This window comes from Lolliginicoccus suaedae (assembly GCF_008312885.1).
Classification (GTDB): domain Bacteria; phylum Actinomycetota; class Actinomycetes; order Mycobacteriales; family Mycobacteriaceae; genus Lolliginicoccus; species Lolliginicoccus suaedae.
Genome location: NZ_VSSO01000002.1, coordinates 592076 through 610004, shown reverse-complemented (window position 1 = coordinate 610004; position 17929 = coordinate 592076). Strand labels below are relative to the sequence as shown.

At 68.1% G+C, this 17929-nt stretch carries 20 protein-coding genes; 9 read left to right on the top strand and 11 right to left on the bottom strand.

Annotation, left to right across the window (positions count from 1 at the left end; genetic code table 11):
- Positions 1-72: 72 nt before the first annotated feature.
- The 3 genes from FXO18_RS08440 to FXO18_RS15910 are packed head-to-tail and all read left to right on the top strand — an operon-like array spanning position 73 to position 3384.
- The gene (locus FXO18_RS08440) at positions 73-2202 is read left to right on the top strand and encodes a catalase (RefSeq protein WP_149360618.1); all 2130 of its coding nucleotides are present in this window, start codon (positions 73-75) and stop codon (positions 2200-2202) included.
- A gap of 25 nt (positions 2203-2227) precedes the next feature.
- Positions 2228-2689 carry an SRPBCC family protein gene (locus tag FXO18_RS08435; protein WP_149360617.1) on the top strand — a complete coding sequence of 154 codons (462 nt, stop codon included), beginning with the start codon at positions 2228-2230 and terminating at the stop codon, positions 2687-2689.
- Between the two features lie 14 nt (positions 2690-2703).
- Positions 2704-3384 (top strand): hypothetical protein, encoded by a 681-nt coding sequence (locus tag FXO18_RS15910; protein ID WP_187774249.1) that lies wholly within the window; start codon positions 2704-2706, stop codon positions 3382-3384.
- A 200-nt stretch (positions 3385-3584) separates the two neighbouring features.
- Here the strand turns inward: FXO18_RS15910 and FXO18_RS16210 are convergent, their stop codons facing one another.
- Both FXO18_RS16210 and FXO18_RS08420 read right to left on the bottom strand, forming a co-directional pair.
- On the bottom strand, positions 3585-4304 hold the full coding sequence (locus FXO18_RS16210) for a hypothetical protein (RefSeq protein WP_328593391.1): 720 nt from the start codon (positions 4302-4304) through the stop codon (positions 3585-3587).
- Positions 4305-4487: 183 nt separating this feature from the next.
- A complete protein-coding gene (locus FXO18_RS08420) occupies positions 4488-4883 on the bottom strand; it encodes an STAS domain-containing protein (protein WP_149360616.1) in 396 nt (131 codons plus the stop codon).
- A gap of 209 nt (positions 4884-5092) precedes the next feature.
- Between FXO18_RS08420 and FXO18_RS15905 the strand changes: the two genes are divergently transcribed.
- Positions 5093-5230, top strand: a complete 138-nt coding sequence (locus FXO18_RS15905; RefSeq protein WP_187774248.1) for a hypothetical protein — start codon at positions 5093-5095, stop codon at positions 5228-5230.
- A gap of 13 nt (positions 5231-5243) precedes the next feature.
- Here FXO18_RS15905 and FXO18_RS08415 read toward each other — a convergent pair whose 3' ends face one another.
- Complete coding sequence (locus tag FXO18_RS08415; protein ID WP_149360615.1) at positions 5244-6458, bottom strand: glycosyltransferase; 1215 nt, start codon at positions 6456-6458, stop codon at positions 5244-5246.
- A gap of 258 nt (positions 6459-6716) precedes the next feature.
- Between FXO18_RS08415 and FXO18_RS08410 the strand changes: the two genes are divergently transcribed.
- The 3 genes from FXO18_RS08410 (at position 6717) to FXO18_RS08400 (ending at position 9694) form a co-directional block, all read left to right on the top strand.
- On the top strand, positions 6717-8237 hold the full coding sequence (locus FXO18_RS08410) for an FAD-dependent oxidoreductase (RefSeq protein ID WP_149360614.1): 1521 nt from the start codon (positions 6717-6719) through the stop codon (positions 8235-8237).
- On the top strand, positions 8238-9323 hold the full coding sequence (locus tag FXO18_RS08405) for a baeRF2 domain-containing protein (RefSeq protein WP_149360613.1): 1086 nt from the start codon (positions 8238-8240) through the stop codon (positions 9321-9323). It begins immediately after the preceding gene.
- Positions 9324-9397: 74 nt separating this feature from the next.
- Entirely contained in the window at positions 9398-9694 is a 297-nt protein-coding gene (locus FXO18_RS08400) for a hypothetical protein (RefSeq protein ID WP_149360612.1), read from the top strand.
- A 69-nt stretch (positions 9695-9763) separates the two neighbouring features.
- Here FXO18_RS08400 and FXO18_RS08395 read toward each other — a convergent pair whose 3' ends face one another.
- Both FXO18_RS08395 and FXO18_RS08390 read right to left on the bottom strand, forming a co-directional pair.
- A complete protein-coding gene (locus FXO18_RS08395; protein ID WP_149360611.1) occupies positions 9764-10045 on the bottom strand; it encodes a hypothetical protein in 282 nt (93 codons plus the stop codon).
- A gap of 36 nt (positions 10046-10081) precedes the next feature.
- The gene (locus FXO18_RS08390; protein ID WP_149360610.1) at positions 10082-10714 is read right to left on the bottom strand and encodes a flavodoxin family protein; all 633 of its coding nucleotides are present in this window, start codon (positions 10712-10714) and stop codon (positions 10082-10084) included.
- A gap of 149 nt (positions 10715-10863) precedes the next feature.
- On the opposite strand from FXO18_RS08390, the gene FXO18_RS08385 reads away from it, so the two are divergent.
- Positions 10864-11904 carry an iron-containing redox enzyme family protein gene (locus FXO18_RS08385; RefSeq protein WP_149360609.1) on the top strand — a complete coding sequence of 347 codons (1041 nt, stop codon included), beginning with the start codon at positions 10864-10866 and terminating at the stop codon, positions 11902-11904.
- Here FXO18_RS08385 and FXO18_RS08380 read toward each other — a convergent pair.
- The 6 genes from FXO18_RS08380 to guaB form a co-directional block, all read right to left on the bottom strand.
- A complete protein-coding gene (locus FXO18_RS08380; RefSeq protein ID WP_149360608.1) occupies positions 11901-12116 on the bottom strand; it encodes a CDGSH iron-sulfur domain-containing protein in 216 nt (71 codons plus the stop codon). The two genes, FXO18_RS08385 and FXO18_RS08380, sit on opposite strands and share 4 nt — an antisense overlap.
- Positions 12113-12844 (bottom strand): HemK2/MTQ2 family protein methyltransferase, encoded by a 732-nt coding sequence (locus FXO18_RS08375; RefSeq protein ID WP_223114606.1) that lies wholly within the window; start codon positions 12842-12844, stop codon positions 12113-12115. Before FXO18_RS08375 ends, FXO18_RS08380 begins: the two co-directional genes overlap by 4 nt.
- 94 nt (positions 12845-12938) lie before the next feature.
- Positions 12939-13646, bottom strand: a complete 708-nt coding sequence (locus tag FXO18_RS08370) for a SigB/SigF/SigG family RNA polymerase sigma factor (protein ID WP_149360607.1) — start codon at positions 13644-13646, stop codon at positions 12939-12941.
- 46 nt (positions 13647-13692) lie between these two features.
- Complete coding sequence (locus tag FXO18_RS08365; RefSeq protein WP_149360606.1) at positions 13693-14139, bottom strand: ATP-binding protein; 447 nt, start codon at positions 14137-14139, stop codon at positions 13693-13695.
- Between the two features lie 153 nt (positions 14140-14292).
- A complete protein-coding gene (locus FXO18_RS08360; RefSeq protein WP_149360605.1) occupies positions 14293-15426 on the bottom strand; it encodes a GuaB3 family IMP dehydrogenase-related protein in 1134 nt (377 codons plus the stop codon).
- A gap of 113 nt (positions 15427-15539) precedes the next feature.
- Positions 15540-17072, bottom strand: a complete 1533-nt coding sequence (guaB, locus tag FXO18_RS08355) for an IMP dehydrogenase (protein ID WP_149360604.1) — start codon at positions 17070-17072, stop codon at positions 15540-15542.
- Between the two features lie 371 nt (positions 17073-17443).
- Here guaB and FXO18_RS08350 point away from each other — a divergent pair, with 371 nt between their 5' ends.
- On the top strand, positions 17444-17878 hold the full coding sequence (locus FXO18_RS08350; RefSeq protein WP_149360603.1) for a DUF5319 domain-containing protein: 435 nt from the start codon (positions 17444-17446) through the stop codon (positions 17876-17878).
- Positions 17879-17929 lie beyond the last annotated feature (51 nt).

The window sequence follows — 17929 nt, the reverse complement described above, 5'->3', positions numbered from 1 at the left end:
GCGGGGGCGAAACCTGTTTAGCGCCCGAAGCGGCGGGTACGCACCGGGGCAGGACATTCGAGAGGAGCCAGGATGGGAAACCGGGACCAGAAGGATCGCGATCTTGACAGCGCGCGCACGAGCGACGACCAGTCATGGCTGACCACCCAGCAGGGGGTGCGCGTCGAGACCACCGATGATTCCCTCACCGCGGGGACCCGCGGCCCCACCCTGCTCGAGGATTTCCATGCGCGCGAGAAGCTCACGCATTTCGATCACGAGCGCATTCCCGAGCGCGTCGTGCATGCTCGCGGCGCTGGCGCCTACGGCTACTTCCGGCCCTATGACTCACGCTTGCGCGACTACACCGCTGCGGAGTTCCTCACCGATCCGTCCGTCACTACCCCGGTGTTCGTGCGTTTCTCCACCGTCGCGGGCTCGCGGGGCTCCGCGGATACCGTGCGCGACGTGCGGGGCTTCGCCACGAAGTTCTATACGAAGCAGGGCAACTACGACCTCGTGGGCAACAACATGCCGGTCTTCTTCATCCAGGATGGGATCAAGTTCCCCGATTTCGTGCATGCGGTGAAGCCGGAGCCGGCGAGCGAGATCCCGCAGGCGCAGTCGGCGCATGACACGTTCTGGGATTTCATCTGGCTGCACCCGGAGTCGCTGCACATGGTGATGTGGCTGATGTCGGACCGGGCGCTGCCCCGCAGCTATCGCATGATGCAAGGCTTCGGCGTGCACACCTTCCGGCTGGTCACCCGCGAGGGCAAGGGAACGTTCGTGAAGTTCCACTGGCGCCCGCTGCTGGGCACGCATTCCCTGGTGTGGGACGAGGTGCAGCGGCTTGCCGGGGCGGATCCCGACTTCAACCGGCGCGACCTCTGGGAAGCGATCGAGGCTGGCGAGCATCCCGAGTTCGAGCTAGGCGTGCAGCTCGTCGATGAGTCCCGCGCCGACGAACTGGATATCGATTTGCTGGACCCCACCAAGATCATCCCGGAGGAAGTAGTTCCCGTGGAGCCGGTGGGCCGCATGGTGCTCGACAGGAATCCGCAGAACTTCTTCGCCGAGACCGAGCAGATCGCTTTCCACACCGCCAACGTGGTGCCGGGCATCGATTTCACCAACGATCCCTTGCTGCAGGCCCGCAACTTCAGCTACCTCGATACCCAGCTCATCAGGCTCGGCGGCCCCAACTTCTCGCAGCTGCCGATCAACCGGCCCATCGCGGAGGTGCACACCAACCAGCGCGACGGCTACGGGCAGCACACCATCCACACGCATCCCACCAGCTACGCCAGCAACAGCATCGGCGGCGGCTGCCCCATGACCATGGCGCAGAGCCAGCCTCCCGACGATGTGTTCCGCCACTACACCCAGCGCGTGGAGGGCGAGGCCGCGCGCATGCGTCCCGAGAGCTTCCGCGATCACTACAGCCAGGCGCGCTTGTTCTGGAACAGCATGAAGGAGGTCGAGCAGGGCCACATCGCCGATGCGTTCTCCTTCGAGCTGTCGAAGGTCGGCTCGACGACCATTCGCGAGGGGGTCCTCGAGCACATCGTGCGCATCGATCCCGGCCTCGCGTCGAAGGTCGCGGACAAGCTGGGCCTGCCCGCGCCGCGGCCGGAGGGGATCGAGCTGCATGATCGGGCTTCCGCCGCGCTGAGCCAGGTGCCTCCGCTCGCGGGCTTCGACAACACCGCGCCCACGGCTGCCACTCGCCGCGTCGCCGCCGTGGTGTGCGATGACGTGGACGATGTGGGCATCACCGCACTGGCCTCGGCGCTCTCCGACGCAGGCGCCACCCTCGATCTCGTGGGTCCGCGGGAGGGCTGGCTGCGCGGCTCCAGCGGGGAACGGATCACCGCCACGCATGGCCTGCACTCCACGCCCTCGGCGGTCTACGACGCGATCGTCGTGCCGGGCGGCGCAGTGGCTGGCCTCATCGAGCCCGGTGGTCCCGCGAAGCATTTCCTGCTCGAGGCATTCCTTCACCAGAAGCCGATCGCGGCGTTCGGCGAGGCCGCGGACCTGCTGCGGCGCCTCGGGATGAGCAGTGCCGAGACCAGCCACGTCCCCGTGACCGACGAGGAGGGAGTGATCGTCACGAACCGCGAGGGGCGCGAGCTGCCCGAGGACTTCATCAGCACCTTCCTCGACGCGGTGGCGCATCACCGCGCATGGGGTCGCGATACCACGCATACGACCGCATGAATCACAAAGAAAGGACACCCTTAAGATGGGAACAGTTGAGAAATCGATCGACGTCGACGTTCCGGTCACCGCGGCCTACAACCAGTGGACGCAGTTCGAGGAATTCCCGCAGTTCATGGAACACATGAAACGGGTGGAGCAGCTCGACGACACCCGGCTGCGATTCCACGTCCGCTTCGGCCCCATCTCCCGCGAGTTCAACGCCGTGGTCGACGAGCAGCACCCGGACGAACGCGTCGCCTGGCACTCCACCGACGGGCCGAAGCACGCCGGGGTGGTGACGTTCCACCGCCTCGATGAGGGCAAGTGCCGGGTGACCGCCCAGATGGATATCGACCCCGAGGGGATCGCCGAGGACATCGGCGATGCGCTCAACATCGTCGATATGCAAGTCAAGGCCGACATGAAGCGCTTCAAGGAGTTCATCGAGGAGCGCGGCAACGCGACCGGGGGCTGGCGCGGCGACGTGGATCCGCCCGCCCCGTAGGAGATCGTGATCGCATGAGGACCGATGCGCTGCGCGCCCAGGTCGATCGATGGTCGTGCCTCGGTGCGCGCGCTGCGCCACGCGCGCGCGGCGAGCGACTGTTCCACCCGCGCGGGGAATGCTTCACCGGGCAGTTCCGGCCAAGCGCTGACGCTCCCGTCGAGCTCGAGGCCTCTGCCTGCCACGTGCGCCTGTCCAAGGGCCTCGGGCTGGGCGGATCCCTACCGGATGCCCTGGGCATCTCCGTGCGGTTCCTCGAGCCCCGCCCGTGGGACGTGCTGCTCATCAGCATCGCGAGCGCGGGCCCGCTGGGCCGCCTGGTGCCAGTGCCAGCGGTTTCCTGGACCGGCCCGGCTTTCAGCACCCTGATGCCCTACCGGTCCCCCGGCAGCGGCCTCGCGTGGTTCCATGCCCGCGCCGCGAATGACAGGAGGATCCCCTGTCGCCGGGGAGCGCTCTCCGCCGCCGTTGCCGAGCGTCCCCTCGAGCTCGTACTCGGCAGCGGTGGCACCGACGGGTACCGTGCGATCGGCTCACTGCTGCTCACCATGCCCGTGAACGCGCAGTGGTCCTTCGATCCGGTGCTCCATGACCGCGCGGGGTGGTCGCTGGCCCTGGCGTGGCTCGCCACGATGCGGGCGGGCGCCTACCGGGGCAGCCGGAGCGCGCGGGGCGCGGCCGTCACGGGGCGGTGATGACCCGACGTCCCGGATCCAGGATGAGACCACGACCCATCCGGCGTAGAGCCATGCGTCGTTCAGAACGTTCCAGACTTCGGTGGGGGCTGCGCTGGCGCGAAGGGTCGATGCCATGGTGCCTGCCTCGGTCCGGGGGGGGTGATCGTTGCTAGACCCCTACCCGGACCGGTGCTGCTTAAACAGCTCGGCGGGACAGCTCAGCGGGCGACCACGGTGAGCGACAGAGCGGCATAGACAAGGAAGAGCATCAGCAGGAACCATCCGGCGCCCTGCCAGATCGGCCAGGTGCCGCCTCTGCGCCAGGTGCGGTAGGCCTGGACGAACGCGCCGAGGAAACCCACGAGGATGATCGCTGATGGGCCGAGGGCCAGGAACATGGCGGCAGGCTCCGAGTCGCGGGGGGTTCCCCAGATGACGATCCCGCCCATGAGCGCGAGCGCCACGGCAACAACAGTGAGGACGTAGGCCGCCGCCCGGCGGAAGGCCCGCGGGTCGTGGAAGCGCTTCTCGACATCGTTGGTCATTCGTGCTCCTCCTTGCGTTGGGAGTGGAGGCCCTGGGGCCGCGCCCGGCTCCCCCTGTCCAGCCTCTGGTTCGCCGTGCGCGATATGGTCCTCCCTCGCGCGCGCCACGATCCTGCGGCCACCGTTGCCGAGGCCGTCGGGCTGCCCCGTTGCCTGCTCGGTCACCGCGAGGATGTGCTCGACCCCCGCGCATCCCGCGCGGCGCTGCACCTCTGCCCCGGTGCCGCGTCGCTGCAACCCGGCGAGCATGGTGCGGGCCTGCTGGTAGTCACCGGCTTCGCACAGGGCGTCGGTGATGGTCGCGAGGAGGTCGGCGATCCGCTTCGCGATGGGTACGTGCGCTTGTGCCACGGGGTCGATAGCGGGCCCGTCGATGCCGTGCCGGGCGGCCATCCATACTGCGGCGTCGGCCCATGCGGGCTCGAGGAGCGGGGGCTCGAGGCCTCATCGGGGCCTGGGAGCGGATTGGTCCTGAGCATCATGGTCCTCTCGACTAGTCCGAGGACCTGGAATGAGGCGCGCCTGGTCCGGCTAGCCGTGCATACCCTGCTCGGCGCCCGGCGAAACCCGTACCGGCTAGACGGTGTAGATGTGCACGAACTTCCTCTCGGCCCCGGCAGAGAGCGGCCGATGGCCGGGTATGACGCGTGGCGCCGGCTCGTGCAGCTCGAAGCATCGCGCCATGAACCGTGGCGCCATGACCGAGAAATCGATCCTCATCGCCTGCGCGTGCTGGGCGCGCTGGGCTATGAGCTCGATGCAGGAGGCGCTGCAGAAGCGCGAGCCGGAAAGATCAACAATGATCGGTTCTGGCGTTTCCAGCAGTTCGTCCAGGGTGCGTGCTAGCTCCTCGTGGCTCGTGGCATCAAGCTCTCCCTGGAATACCGCTAGGCGCACCTGCTGCCGCGAGGCGCTCCGGTGATGCGCGAGATCTCTCGCGTCCTTATCGTGGCCGGTCCCTATTGGACCCATATCGACTCCTCACCCGTTGAGTGCAGTTCATCCCCACCAACAACACTCCCCGAATGTGACGCGCGCCGCAACCAATCCGCTGGCCTTTTGAGCAAGCTTTACCGTGCCTTTAATGTAAATGGATACTTAATGCAATATTCAACCTGAGTTCGCGTACGGAAATGTCACATTTGATTGAACCCTTGCCGACGGACAAATATAATAACAAAATGGAACTTATCGTGATCGCCGCGCTGCTGGTTTTGATAGCGGTCTGGGCATTCCGATGGAAAGCAGGCAAGGCCCCGTCCGTGGACGAGGAGCGCCCCACCGGAAACCCTACGGCCAAGCACCCCGACGACGACTAGCAGCCCGCATCGATCAGGAACCGCGCCCGAGCGCACCGCTGGGCGCGGGCACTGCATGCAAGTAGGCATGCTCCGTCTCTGCCGCGATCTGGTCCCACGAATAGCGGGCCACCGCGCGATCACGGCCAGCGATTCCCCAGGCCTCCGCGAGCGCTGGCCGGGAAAGCACGTGGCACAACGCATTGACCAGCAGGCGGGGCCGCTGGGGCGGCACCAGCACCCCGGTGACGCCATCGACAACGGTATCGGGAAGGCCGCCGACCGCATGGGCCACCACCGGCACCCCGCACGCCATCGCCTCGAGCGGCACCATCCCGAATGGTTCGTGGCGCGGAGTGCACAGCACCACGTCCGCTGACTGCAACAGACCGGGCATCTCCTCGCGCGGCACCTGGCCGAGCAAGCGCACGCGCTCCTCCACCCCGAGCTCGCGTGCCAGCGAGCGCAAGCGCCGGGCCTCGGCGTCCTGCTCGAGCCGCGCTGGCTCCGGTCCGCCCGCGATGACCAGCTCCGCCGACGGGATGTGCGCCACCGCCCTGATAGCGATATCAAATCCCTTGCGCGGCACCAGGCTGCCCACCGAAACGATGCGCTTGCGACCACCCCCGGCTCGCTGCTGCTGGGCCGCCGGGCGGAATGCATCCAGATCGACACCGCACGGCACGCGCGAGATCCGTGTCCCTGGCACGCCCATCCGCGCGAGCTCGAAAGCCTCCTCCGAGCTCGTCGCGATCACCCGGGAAGCCGCCCGGGCGATGGCACGCTCGGTGCGGATGCGCCCGTCCGAGCTCGTGTGCTCCTCGCCCTGGAACCGTCGCTTCACCGAGCCCAGCGCATGAAACGTCTGGACCGTCGGTGTGCCGAGGACGCGCGAGACCAGTTGCGTGGCGATGCCCGACATCCAGAAATGCGCATGAGCCACATCCGGGGGGTCCACCACCCAGTCGGCCCGCAGGAACCGGGCGAACTCGGTCATGTGGGGCATGATCTCGTCCTTCGGGATTCGGCTCGGCGGCCCCGCCGGCACATGGACGACTCGATACCCGTCCTCGCTCGACACCTGCTCGGGCAGTTCCCCGGCATCGCGCCGCGTATAGACCACCACGTCGTTGCCGCGGCGCGCCAGCGCTGCGGACAGTGCCGCGACATGAACGCTCTGCCCGCCCGAGTCCACCGTTCCGGGGGTCGCGAGAGGGCTCGCGTGCTCGGATACCATCGCGATTCGCATATCAGGCCTTTCCTGGGACGAGAGAGCGGTGCGGGCCCTGCGCGAAGGCTGACATCCACGGGCCATGCACCTGCCATGCCAGTACCGAGAGCGATCGGTGGGGTTCTGCCATGAATTCTCTGGTACCCGTTCCTGCCCGCCGCCAAACCTCACGGTCTGGTCACGGGAGGTGCTCGCGGGGGCTAGTCGAGCAGGGGAAGGCACAGGAGATCAGTGCCGCGAGGATTAGGAGCCCCTCCAGCGTGGTAGCCCCTCCCCATGGGATCACTCTGGCTCGACACGCGCTCGCACCCCGCCCCGCGCGCCATCTCCGCGCCCGCCGCCACCGAGGTGCTGATCATTGGCGCTGGCCTGACCGGGCTCGTGTGCGGCCTCGAGTGCGCGCGCGCGGGCATCGTTGTGACGCTCATCGACCGGCATGGCGTCGCGGGCCTCACCACCGGCAAGACCACCGCGAAAGCCACGTGCCTGCAGGGTGACCGGATCAGCAGGATCACCCGTACCCACGGGGCGGACGCGGCGCGCGAGTACGTGGCGACCAACCAATCGGCGCTCGAATGGTTGCGCCAGTTCTGCGCCAGCGCCGGGGTCGCGACGCAGGAGCGCTCCGCGTACTCCATCGCCCAGGACGAGGCCACCCTCCCTGCCCTGCACCGCGAGGCGGAGGCAGCCCGCGCCGCCGGGCTCGACGTGGGCTGGGGACGCGGCGCCCCGCTGGACTACCTCCCCTTCCCCATCGCGGGGTTCGTCGGCCTCGAGCGCCAGGCGCAATGCGACCCGGTGGAGCTCTCTGTGGCCCTCGCCGAGGCGATCATCGAGCTCGGCGGCACCATCCTCGAGGGCATCACCGCGCGCGGCGCCACCATGTCGGGCGCGACGACCGTCCACACCTCGCAGGGCGATATCGCCACTGACCGCGTGGTGCTCGCGACGGGCACCCCCATCCTCGACCGGGGCGGATTCTTCGCCACCCTCGAGCCGCAGCGCTCCTACCTCGCCGCCTACCCGCTCGCCCCGGATGCGTTGCGGCCGGAAGGCATGTACGTATCGATAGACCCCCCGGAAAACGCACCCTCGCGGTCGGTGCGCTCCACGCCGGATCACTTGCTCGTCGGCGGGAATGGTCATGTCACGGGCCGGGCGAGCGATACGCGCGAGCGCGAGCGCGACCTCCGCGACTGGACCGCCCGGTATTTCCCCGGGCTGGCCCCTTCCCACCAATGGTCCGCCCAGGACTACCGCAGCATCGATGGGCTGCCGCTCGTCGGCCGCTTGCTCGCGGGAAGCACCGGGGTCCTGATGGCGAGCGGCTACGCGAAATGGGGCATGACCAACGGAATCGCCGCGGGACGAATCCTCGCTGCCCGCATCACGGGCTCGGACGCGCCCGGCATGGAGCTGTTCGATAGCCAGCGCGCGCTCATCACGCGCAGGCTCCCCAGCTTCCTGTCGCTGAACGCGCACGTGGGCACCGCGCTAGCGGCAGGACTACCACGGCTAGCGCAACCACGGCGCGAGCCCCCGGCGGAGGGCGAGGGATACGTCCACTGGCATCGGTGGCGACCGGTCGCCACGAGCACCGTGGACGGGGCAACCTGCACGGTCTCGGCGATCTGCCCGCACCTGAAGGGCCTGCTCGCCTGGAACAGGGCAGAGCGCACCTGGGACTGCCCGTTGCATGGGTCGCGCTTCGAGCCCGATGGCAGCCTCATCGAGGGTCCGGCGACCCGGGGCCTCGGGCCCTGCCGAACACTGGAATGGAAAGGAAGTCGATCCTGAATGGACATCAAGGAACTGAAGGACCGCCTGGAGAACGCCCACGGGCCGTTCCTATCGATCTATATCGATGATTCTCACAACACCGAGGATGCGGGCAAGGCGCGCGAGCTGCGCTGGCGGGACATCGCGGCGCGGGCGCGCGAGCAGGGAGCACCGGATGCTCTCGTCGATCGGATCCAGTCGCTGAGCGAGCGCTGGCGTCCGCCGATCGGCAGGCGGGGCCGGGCACTGGTGTTCTCGGAGGACTCCGTCGTCGTCGACGAGGAGCTTCCCTTCGTCCCGGACCAGCCCGACGCGCGGTTCTCGCTCATGCCGCACCTGCTCCCGCTGTTCGAGCATGGTGTCACCCGGCAGACCATCATGGTCGCCGAGGTCGATCGCACCGGCGTGGACGTGCGCTGCATCGATGAGTACGGCCATACTCTCGCCTCGGACTCGGAGGACCAGGAGCGCCATCCCGTGCACAAGGCGAACGTCGGTGACCGGTTCAGCTGGGCACGCGTCGAGGAACGCACGGAGGAGATGATCGATCGGAACCATCGGGACACCGCGGATCATCTCGCTGCGGCGGCGCGCGAGATCCGCCCGTCGATCCTGGTGCTCGCGGGCGAGGTGCAGGCACGCACCAGCATCGAGCAACTGCTGCCCGACGATGTGCGCGCAATCGCTCATCAAGTGACCGGCGGCGGCCGCGCCGAGGGCACCGATGATGCCCAGCTCGAGGACGCCATCACCGACCTCGTGCGCAAGCGGCAGTCCGAGAAGGTCGCCGAGGCGCTCGAGCGGTTCCGCATCGAGTCGGGACGCTCATCCGGCTATGCCGTCGATGGCCTCCACACCATCGCAGCGAACCTGCAGCAGGGCAATGTCGACACGTTGCTCGTGGCGCGCCGCCTCGACCGCGAGGAGGCACCCGCCCCCGAGACCGACACCCGCGAGGCCGATGCCGTCGTCGCCACGTCCATCCAGCAGGGCGCGGAGATCATCGTGTGCGACAAGGAGGACGTGAGGTTCGAGGACGGGATCGGCGCGATCCTGCGGGCGCCCGCGCTGGCGATGAGCGATCGCTACGCGCAGCAGGGCTAGCCCGCTCCAGGATCAGCCACCGTCGCGGTGGGCGGCTGGCCCACAACCCCGACGTTCGAAATGGAGGCATTCTCATGAAGGATCCCGAGATTCCTGGACAGGAAGCGTCGTTCCCCGACAAGGCTGGACGAGCCCTCGCGCGGCTCGCGTACTTGTTCATCCTGCTATCGGTGGTCGCGCTGGCCCTCACCCTCTACGCAGCGGGCACGGGATCCTCCGGCCCGGCGTGGATCGCCGGCGCGAGCTGCGTCGCGCTCGTCGCGGCGGCGGCTGTTGCCTGGCTCTGGCAGGCGCGGCGCAAGCGCCGGACGCATCTCGAGACGAAGGACCGCCAGCTATCCACCGAGGGCAAGGGCCCGCTCGACATCTGACGGCCCTCCCGCAACAGGAAGCGAGGGCCCCGGGCACCATCGTGCCCGGGGCCCTCGCTGCGGATCCGGCTACGGCGGCGATTCGCCGGGCTGGATATCAGGCTCCTCCTGCTCGAGCCTGTCGTCGAGCGTCTCCCCCTCCTTCTGCTCGCGGGGAGTAGTGCCATACGCATCGGCCTCCGACCAGTCATCCGGCGGGGCCATCGCCCCGGTGAGCGGATTCTCGCCCAGGCGATCCTCGTCGACGTACTCGGCGCTATTGAGCGATGCCGGGTCGCTCTCCACCTGGTCCGGGTCGCCGCTATCCTGCGGCGGTGTCACATCCTGGCGATCGCGTTCATCCTCGGCCATGATCGTGGCCTCCTCTCGTGGGGGTGGTCCGGGGGGCTAGTCGCTCGGTGGTGCCGGGTAGGGGGTGCGGGAGAGCAGCCCGGCCAGGTGGGCGGCATTGCGCGCGAGATTGCTGATATTGCCCTCCAGCCCGGCTGGCATCTCGTCGAGATCCTGGTAGTCCGTGCCGCCCCTGGCCTCGCCCACCCAGTAGGCGGATCCGTGCGCGGGAACGGTGAACCCGAGATCGGCGAGGCCCTGGAACAGGTCCGCCGTCACCTTGTGCGCGCCATCCTCGTTGCCGACGATGCCCACCACCGCCACCTTGTCGAACATGATCGGCCGACCGTCCTCCCCGGTCTCGCTCAGGTCAGCGTTGAGCCGCTCGAGCACGCGCTGGGCCAGGCTCGAGGGATGCCCGAGCCAGATCGGCGTGCATAGCAGGAGCACATCGGAGGCGAGCACTTCCTCGCGGATGGCGGGCCACGCGTCGTCGTCGCTCATCTCGTGCCCCACCCCGGGCGGGATGACATGGTCGGCCACGCGCACGGACGAGCCGCGCACGCCGTGCTCCGCCAGCGCGTCGAGGATCTGCCTGGCGAGCAGGTCGCTGCTCGAGCTCTCGCTGCTGGGCTTGAGGCTGCATGCCAGAGCGAGCGCGCGGGGCTGGTTCGCCTGGGGCTGGGTCATCGGTCTCCTCCTCGTTGTGGCTTCCCTGGTGTGCTACCCGCTGGAACGCGGAATATTCGCCACTGCCACCGTCCCTCGGGCAAGGATGCTGCCGCCCGGCCAGGGCAGGGCGAGGTTTACCTCCCAAGGCCCCGGGGAACCCACGCGCCATGAGCCCCCATCAGCCCGCCGTTGCCGAGCATCCGCCCGCCACGCCCTCGCCGCTGGCCAGTCCGCCGCTGCCGCCGTCTCGAGGCCCGGTCTCCGCACGACTCATCGAGGCATTGGCCCGCCGGCCCGAGAATGTTCCCGACGATGGATTGCGCGAGCTGGCCGCACTTGCGCGGAGCGGCGATGCGCTGGGCGAGGACGTGCAGCTCGCGCTCACCGTGTGCTACGAGCTGCACTACCACGGCTTCGCCGGCACGGATCCGGAATGGGAATGGCATCCCGCGCTGCTCGGCGTGCGCGCCGCGCTCGAGGAGTTGTTCCTCGCGGTGCTGCGCGAGCACGTGCGCCTCGACGATCCCGTCCAGTCGCTCGAGGACCTGTGCGCTCCCGCGCCGGGCACCGGCACCGTGGGCACGTTCCTGCGCGACACTGGCACGTGGGAGCAGATGCGCGAGCTGTTCATCCAGCGCTCCGTCTACCAGTTGAAGGAAGCCGACCCGCAGGCATGGGCGATCCCGCGCCTGACGGGCCGGCCCAAGGCCGCGCTCGTGGCCGTGGAGTTCGATGAGTATGGCGGCGGGCAGCATGAGCGCATGCACTCCCGCCTCTTCGCCGGCCTGATGGACGCCGCGGACCTCGATTCGCGGTACCTCGCCTACCTCGACCAGGTGCCCGCCGAGATGTTGGCCACAGTGAACTTCATGTCATTGTGCGGGTTGCACCGCTCGCGCCTCGGCGCGCTGGTGGGCATGTTCGCTGCGGCGGAGATCTCCAACGGGCCGGGCGCGCAAGTGATGACGGATGCTCTCGACCGGCTCGGTGCTCCCGAGGCGTGCGTTCACTTCTACCGCGAGCACATCGAGGCGGATGCTGTCCACGAGCAGCTCATGCGCACTGATGTCGTGGATGCGCTGCTGCGGGACCATCCGTCGATGCGCGAGGAGGTCAGCTTCGGCATCGGAGCGAGCGAATTCCTGGAGGATCGCTTGTCGGCGCGGCTGCTCGGCGCCTGGGAGGAAGGGCGCACGAGCCTGCGCTAGGCCTTTTCCGTGCCGTCCTGGCGCCGTTCGGTGCGGGGCTTGCGCTTCCTCCGGTGGCTCGTGTCGCAGAACGGGAAGATCCGGCTCCTGCGGCACAAGCACAGCGCCACCGTGACCCGGTCGGACTCGGCGACGGTTCCATCCGGCAGCTCGATCCGCACCGGTCCGGGCACCAGCAGCGGACCATCGGCGGTGTAGCGCAGGCACTTCATGGGCGTGCCGGCTTGCTGGCCCGGACAACAACGATCTCCTCGAGCGACTGGCACGGATCGAGATAGCCTGCTCGCACCAGGGCCTCCCTGCGGCGGCGCATCACTGGGCCGAACGGAATGCGCTGGCGAGCGGAGACCGACGCGTCGAGCCCCTCGCGGCCGAGCGCATCGAGCGTCTCCTCGACGCCGCTGATCGCGGAGTGCACCATCAGCAGCGTCCCTCCGGGCCGCAGCAGCCGCTGCGCCGCGAGGCACAGCACATCGATGACACTGCGACCATCGCGGCCCGCGTCCCATTTGGTACAGGGGCGCGCGGCGCCCTCGTCGAACCAGGGGACGTAGGGCGGATTGGCGAGGATAGTGTCGAACGCCCGTCTGCCCGCGAGCCCCGCGAGATCGCCATGGATGACGTCGATGCGACCGCCGAGGACCGCAGCGTTCGCCCGGGCGGACAGTACCGCCCGCAGCGAGGAATCCACGGCGGTCACCGAGGGGCAGCCGCTCCAGGCCGCGATCAGCGAGAGGTAGCCGGTGCCGCAGCACGCATCGAGCACTTCCCCCTGCCCGGCTAGCCCGCTGCGCAGGTACTCGCGCGCGAGCAGCATGCTGTCCTCCTGCGGGCGGTACACCCCGGGAAGGCGAAAGACCTTGGGCGGCTGGGCATCGAGGGCGACGCCGGATTGGGGCCATGCGGGCCCCGGGGAAACGCTTTCGATCTCCAGGGTCACCCTGCACCTCCCGTGTCGCGCGTGATCGGATCACGTACCGGATACCCCTTAACGGGGCCGCGAAACGTTGGGATGGTGCGCCCGGCAGGCCGGGCTAGTCGCCGATCATGCGGCTGCGCATCTGGCCGAGGGTGCGCGCGAGCAGCCGCGACACGTGCATCTGCGAGATACCGAGATGCTCGGCGATCTGGGCCTGCGTCTTGTTGCCGAAGAAGCGCATGATGATGATGCTGCGCTCCCGGGCGGGAAGCTCCTCGAGCGCCGCTTGCAGCGCCTCGTGTTCCTCGAACTGCTCGAGGTCGGTATCGATGGAACCGACAGTATCGAAAAGGGACCGATCATCGTCGACCTGTCCGTTCCCCGCATCGGCGGACTGGGCCACGAATGCCCGGCCCGCGAGCTGCCCCTGCTCGACCTCGCTGACGGTGAGATCGAGAGCCTCGGCGATCTCGGCCTGGGTCGGCTCGCGCCCGAGCTGCTGCACGAGCTCGGAGGTGGCCGAGCCGATGGCGAGATGGGCCTCCTGGAGGCGCCGCGGCATCCGTACGGCCCACCGGGTATCGCGGAAGTGCCGCCGCACCTCGCCCATGATGGTCGGCACGGCGAACGCGAGGAAATCTGCACCGACGGACGGGTCGAAGCGATCGACGGCATGGATCAATCCGACCAGTGCGACCTGCCTGAGGTCGTCGATGGGCTCGCCGCGGTGGGCGAAGCGCTGCGAGATGTGCTCCGCCAGCGGGGCGCAGCGAGAGATCGCCTCCTCGCGGAGCGCTATCGCCTGCTCCTCATCGCTATCCATATTTCGCAACCGGGCGATAAGCCGCGGGACATCGGAATACTCGGAGTCACTCACCGACAGGTAAGGCCTTTCGCTTCACGACCTGGACGGTGGTAGACGGGCACTTGCCGTTGCGGCGCCCGTGGTTCTCCATGTGAGCATCCTGGTGCCAATCCAGGTCATCAGCGAGGGTGCGCACCACATGCCAGCGGAAGCTATTGGTCCGCGGCAACGGCGCTGCAGCGCACTCCGCGGTCATGGTCACGCAGAGCGCGGCCCCATTGTCCTCGATGGAGCACGTCACCTCGGAACCCGTTGCGGCGATCTCGATGAGAGTGGTGGCGATCTCATCCACGGCGAGCTGCATATCATCGATGTCATCCGTGACGAGCCCCGAGGCCTTGCCGACAGACTTGACTATCTCCCGGAAGACAGGGAGATAGTGGATATCAGCACGTATCGCGATATCGACGGAAACGCCCTCGGGCGCGGTGGTGGTTTTTTTCGCGATCAATGATCTCCCCCCGAAGGGTTGCGGAAAAGCTCTCCACAGGCCAGCGTACTCCCTGCCACCTTTGCCAGTACGAACTCGCCGCAGCTCGGCCGGTTTGCACCATTGCCCGTGCGCTCGCTGGTCCGGTGATCGCGCGCCGCTCGGCCGACCGGATCACCCCCGGACGGACAGCCCGACCTTCTGGAACTCCTTGAGGTCCGAGTACCCAGCCTTGGCCATCGCCCGCCGCAGGCCACCAACGATGTTGGTGGAGCCAAAGGGATCATGCGAGGGACCATTGAGCACATTGTCGAGAGGCGCTTGCTCGTCCTTGTCGTAGAAGCGAGCAATGGTTCCGCGCGGCATCGAGGGATGGGCCGCCACGGAAGGCCAGTACCAGCCCATGCCAGGTGCCTCGCGCGCCGCCGCGAGCAGCGAGCCCAGCGCGACAGCGTCCGCGCCGCACCCGATGGCCTTGGCGACGTCGCTGGAGGAATGCAGGTCACCGTCCGCGATGACATGCACATAGCGGCCACCGGTCTCGTCGAGGTACTCGCGACGGGCTGCTGCGGCATCCGCGATCGCGGTCGCCATCGGCACACCGATCCCGAGGACCTCGCGCGTGGTGGTCGCCGCGGACGCGCCGTAGCCCACGATCACGCCAGCAGCACCAGTGCGCATCAGGTGCAGGGCAGTGCGATGGTCACTGACACCACCGGCGACGACGGGGACATCGAGCTCGGCGATGAACCGCTTCAGGTTCAGAGGCTCGTTGTTGGAGACATGCTCGGCCGAGATGATCGTGCCCTGGATGACGAGGAGGTCGATACCGGCCTCGAGCAGCACGGGCGTCAGCCACCGGGCGTTCTGCGGGCTCACCCGCACCGCGGTGGTGACACCGGCATCGCGGACCTGCGCGATCGCTGCGCCCAGCAGCCCCGTCTTGATGGGCGCGGCGTGCAGCTCCTGGAGCTTGCGGATCGCCTCGGTCGGATGCACCTCATCATCAGCGAGGCCAACAACCTCGGTGAGCCGAGCCTCGACATCCGCGTGGCGCCCCCACAGGCCCTCGGCGTTGAGCACGCCCAGGCCGCCGCGCTTGCCCAGCTCGATCGCCATGCTGGGCGAGACCACGGCATCGGTCGGGTGCGCGAGCACCGGCATCTCGAACTTGTAGGCATCGAGCTGCCAGGCCGTGGACACCTCCTTGGCGGACCGGGTCCGGCGGGAGGGGACGATGTTGATGTCCGCGAGCTCGTAGGTACGTCGCGCGGAACGCCCCATGCCGATCTCTACGTGGTCCTGCACCCGCGTTCCCTTCTCTGCTGTGTCCCTGCTCGATGCCCGAGCTGCTCGGTGTGCTGCGCCCTCATGGCCGTTCCGCCGCGGAGTCGCAGCGACCCAGTGGCCCGGTGGATGCTCTAGCGAGCAGTGTAGTTCGGCGCCTCGACGGTCATGGTGATGTCGTGCGGGTGGCTTTCCTTCAGGCCCGCTGTGGTGATCTGCACGAACTGCGCATCCTGCAGATGCTCGATCGTTCCCGAACCGGTGTACCCCATCGCGGCGCGCAGTCCACCCACGAGCTGATGGATCACGGTGCCGAGCGGACCGCGGTACGGGACACGGCCTTCGATGCCCTCGGGGACGAGCTTGTCCTCGGAGAGCACATCATCCTGGAAGTAGCGGTCCTTCGAGAAGCTGCGTGCTTCCCCGGACTGGCCGCGGCCCTGCATCGCCGAGAGCGAGCCCATGCCGCGGTAGCTCTTGAACTGCTTGCCGTTGACGAAGATCAGCTCGCCGGGCGATTCCGCCGTGCCGGCGAGAAGGGAGCCCAGCATCGCGGTCGAGGCACCTGCCGCGAGCGCCTTCGCGATATCGCCGGAGAACTGGAGCCCGCCATCCGCGATCACGGGCACACCGGCCGGGCGGCACACCGACGCGGCCTCGAGGATCGCGGTGACCTGCGGCGCGCCAACGCCCGCCACGACACGGGTGGTGCAGATCGAGCCGGGGCCAACGCCGACCTTCACCGCGTCCGCGCCCGCGTCCACGAGCGCCTGAGCAGCCTCGCGGGTCGCCACGTTGCCGCCAATGACGTCGACGTTCTCGCCAACCTGCCGCTTCAGCCGCGAGACCATGTCGAGCACGCGCTGGTTGTGCGCGTGCGCGGTATCGACGATGAGCACATCCGCACCGGCGTCGACGAGCTGCATCGAGCGCGACCAGGAATCCTCGCCCACGCCTACCGCGGCCCCGACGAGCAACCGGCCATCGGTGTCCTTGGTGGCATAGGGGTGCTGCTCGGTCTTGACGAAGTCCTTGACGGTGATCAGTCCACGCAGCTTGCCCTGCCCGTCGACGATCGGCAGCTTCTCCACCTTGTGGCGGCGCAGCAGCCCGAGCGCGGCCTCCGCGGTGACGCCCTCGCTCGCTGTCACCAGGGGCATCCGGGTCATGACATCAGCTGCTCGCTGCGACTGGTCCACCTCGAACCGCATATCGCGATTCGTCACGATTCCCAGCAGCATGCCGTTGGCATCGACGACGGGCAATCCCGAGATGCGGAACCGCGCGCACTTCGCATCCACCTCGGCGAGCGTGTCATCGGGGCCGCAGGTGACCGGATCGGTCACCATCCCGGCCTCGGAACGCTTGACGGTCTCGACCTGCGCGGCCTGCGCCTCCGCCGAGAGGTTGCGGTGCAATACCCCCATGCCGCCCGCGCGAGCCATGGCGATGGCCATGCGCGCCTCGGTCACGGTATCCATCGCCGAGCTGACGAGCGGCACGTTCAACCGGATCCGCTTGGTCAGCTGGCTCGAGGTATCGACCTGGCTGGGAATAACGTCCGAGGCCGCGGGCAGCAGCAGCACATCGTCGTACGTGAGCCCTAGCATCGCGATCTTGCCGGGATCATCCCCGCCCGTGAAAGCACGTGGTGCAGAGCTGGTCATGCCGAGCGCCCTTCCTAACTTGCTGGTTCCCCACCGAATCATCACAGCGTAGGCAAAACACGGCCCGGAAGCTAACCCGGTGCAGGCCCGCCGTGATGATAGGCCGCCGGAGCAGCGGTCACTAGTCCGCTCAACTCAGGGAATCCACAGCGTATTCCCAGCGCACGCACGGCCCCGGCCCTGGCCAGGCTGGCAGGATATCGCTAACCGGGCTGGGCATCCCAGCGCACACTGCCCAGCCCGGTGACCCGCTCCCTCCGGCAGCGAGCGACCGCCCCGAGCCGCGTATGGGCGAATTTTTGCACCCAATATCGTGGTTTGACGGGCGAACCGGTGGCGGAGAACCCCTCGCACTCAGTACGGTAGGACACGTGCGCGATCATCTACCACCTGGTTTACCGCCGGATCCGTTCGCTGACGATCCGCAGGACCCTGCTTCGGCCCTCGACTCCCTGGAGCCGGGGCAGCCACTCGACCCGCACGAACGCATGGCCATCGAGGAGGACCTGCAGGATCTCGCCGTGTATGAGGCCTTGCTGGCCCATCGCAGCATACGCGGGCTGGTCGTGCTGTGCGAGGACTGCCAGCGGGATCACTTCCACGACTGGGACATGCTGCGCGCGAACCTCCTGCAGCTGCTCGAGGATGGAACCGTGCGCCCCCACGAGCCCGCGTTCGATCCGAACCCGGACGCCTATGTCACGTGGGACTACTGCCGGGGCTACGCGGATGGCGTGATGAGCGACGTGTCGCCCCAGCATCGCGGGATCTATCGTTCCTGGATCCAGGGCGGCAGCGACATGTGATCCGGCGGCATGCAGCCCTCACAGCGGCCCGAATGACCGCGCCCCCGACGC

Bases quoted from the DNA above. Each gene is read 5' to 3' on its own strand.
- FXO18_RS08440 (WP_149360618.1), top strand. From the start codon at position 73: ATGGGAAACCGGGACCAGAAGGATCGCGATCTTGACAGCGCGCGCACG.
- FXO18_RS08435 (WP_149360617.1), top strand. From the start codon at position 2,228: ATGGGAACAGTTGAGAAATCGATCGACGTCGACGTTCCGGTCACCGCG.
- FXO18_RS15910 (WP_187774249.1), top strand. From the start codon at position 2,704: ATGAGGACCGATGCGCTGCGCGCCCAGGTCGATCGATGGTCGTGCCTC.
- FXO18_RS16210 (WP_328593391.1), bottom strand. From the start codon at position 4,304: ATGGCCGCCCGGCACGGCATCGACGGGCCCGCTATCGACCCCGTGGCA.
- FXO18_RS08420 (WP_149360616.1), bottom strand. From the start codon at position 4,883: ATGGGTCCAATAGGGACCGGCCACGATAAGGACGCGAGAGATCTCGCG.
- FXO18_RS15905 (WP_187774248.1), top strand. From the start codon at position 5,093: ATGGAACTTATCGTGATCGCCGCGCTGCTGGTTTTGATAGCGGTCTGG.
- FXO18_RS08415 (WP_149360615.1), bottom strand. From the start codon at position 6,458: ATGCGAATCGCGATGGTATCCGAGCACGCGAGCCCTCTCGCGACCCCC.
- FXO18_RS08410 (WP_149360614.1), top strand. From the start codon at position 6,717: ATGGGATCACTCTGGCTCGACACGCGCTCGCACCCCGCCCCGCGCGCC.
- FXO18_RS08405 (WP_149360613.1), top strand. From the start codon at position 8,238: ATGGACATCAAGGAACTGAAGGACCGCCTGGAGAACGCCCACGGGCCG.
- FXO18_RS08400 (WP_149360612.1), top strand. From the start codon at position 9,398: ATGAAGGATCCCGAGATTCCTGGACAGGAAGCGTCGTTCCCCGACAAG.
- FXO18_RS08395 (WP_149360611.1), bottom strand. From the start codon at position 10,045: ATGGCCGAGGATGAACGCGATCGCCAGGATGTGACACCGCCGCAGGAT.
- FXO18_RS08390 (WP_149360610.1), bottom strand. From the start codon at position 10,714: ATGACCCAGCCCCAGGCGAACCAGCCCCGCGCGCTCGCTCTGGCATGC.
- FXO18_RS08385 (WP_149360609.1), top strand. From the start codon at position 10,864: ATGAGCCCCCATCAGCCCGCCGTTGCCGAGCATCCGCCCGCCACGCCC.
- FXO18_RS08380 (WP_149360608.1), bottom strand. From the start codon at position 12,116: ATGAAGTGCCTGCGCTACACCGCCGATGGTCCGCTGCTGGTGCCCGGA.
- FXO18_RS08370 (WP_149360607.1), bottom strand. From the start codon at position 13,646: ATGGATAGCGATGAGGAGCAGGCGATAGCGCTCCGCGAGGAGGCGATC.
- guaB (WP_149360604.1), bottom strand. From the start codon at position 17,072: ATGACCAGCTCTGCACCACGTGCTTTCACGGGCGGGGATGATCCCGGC.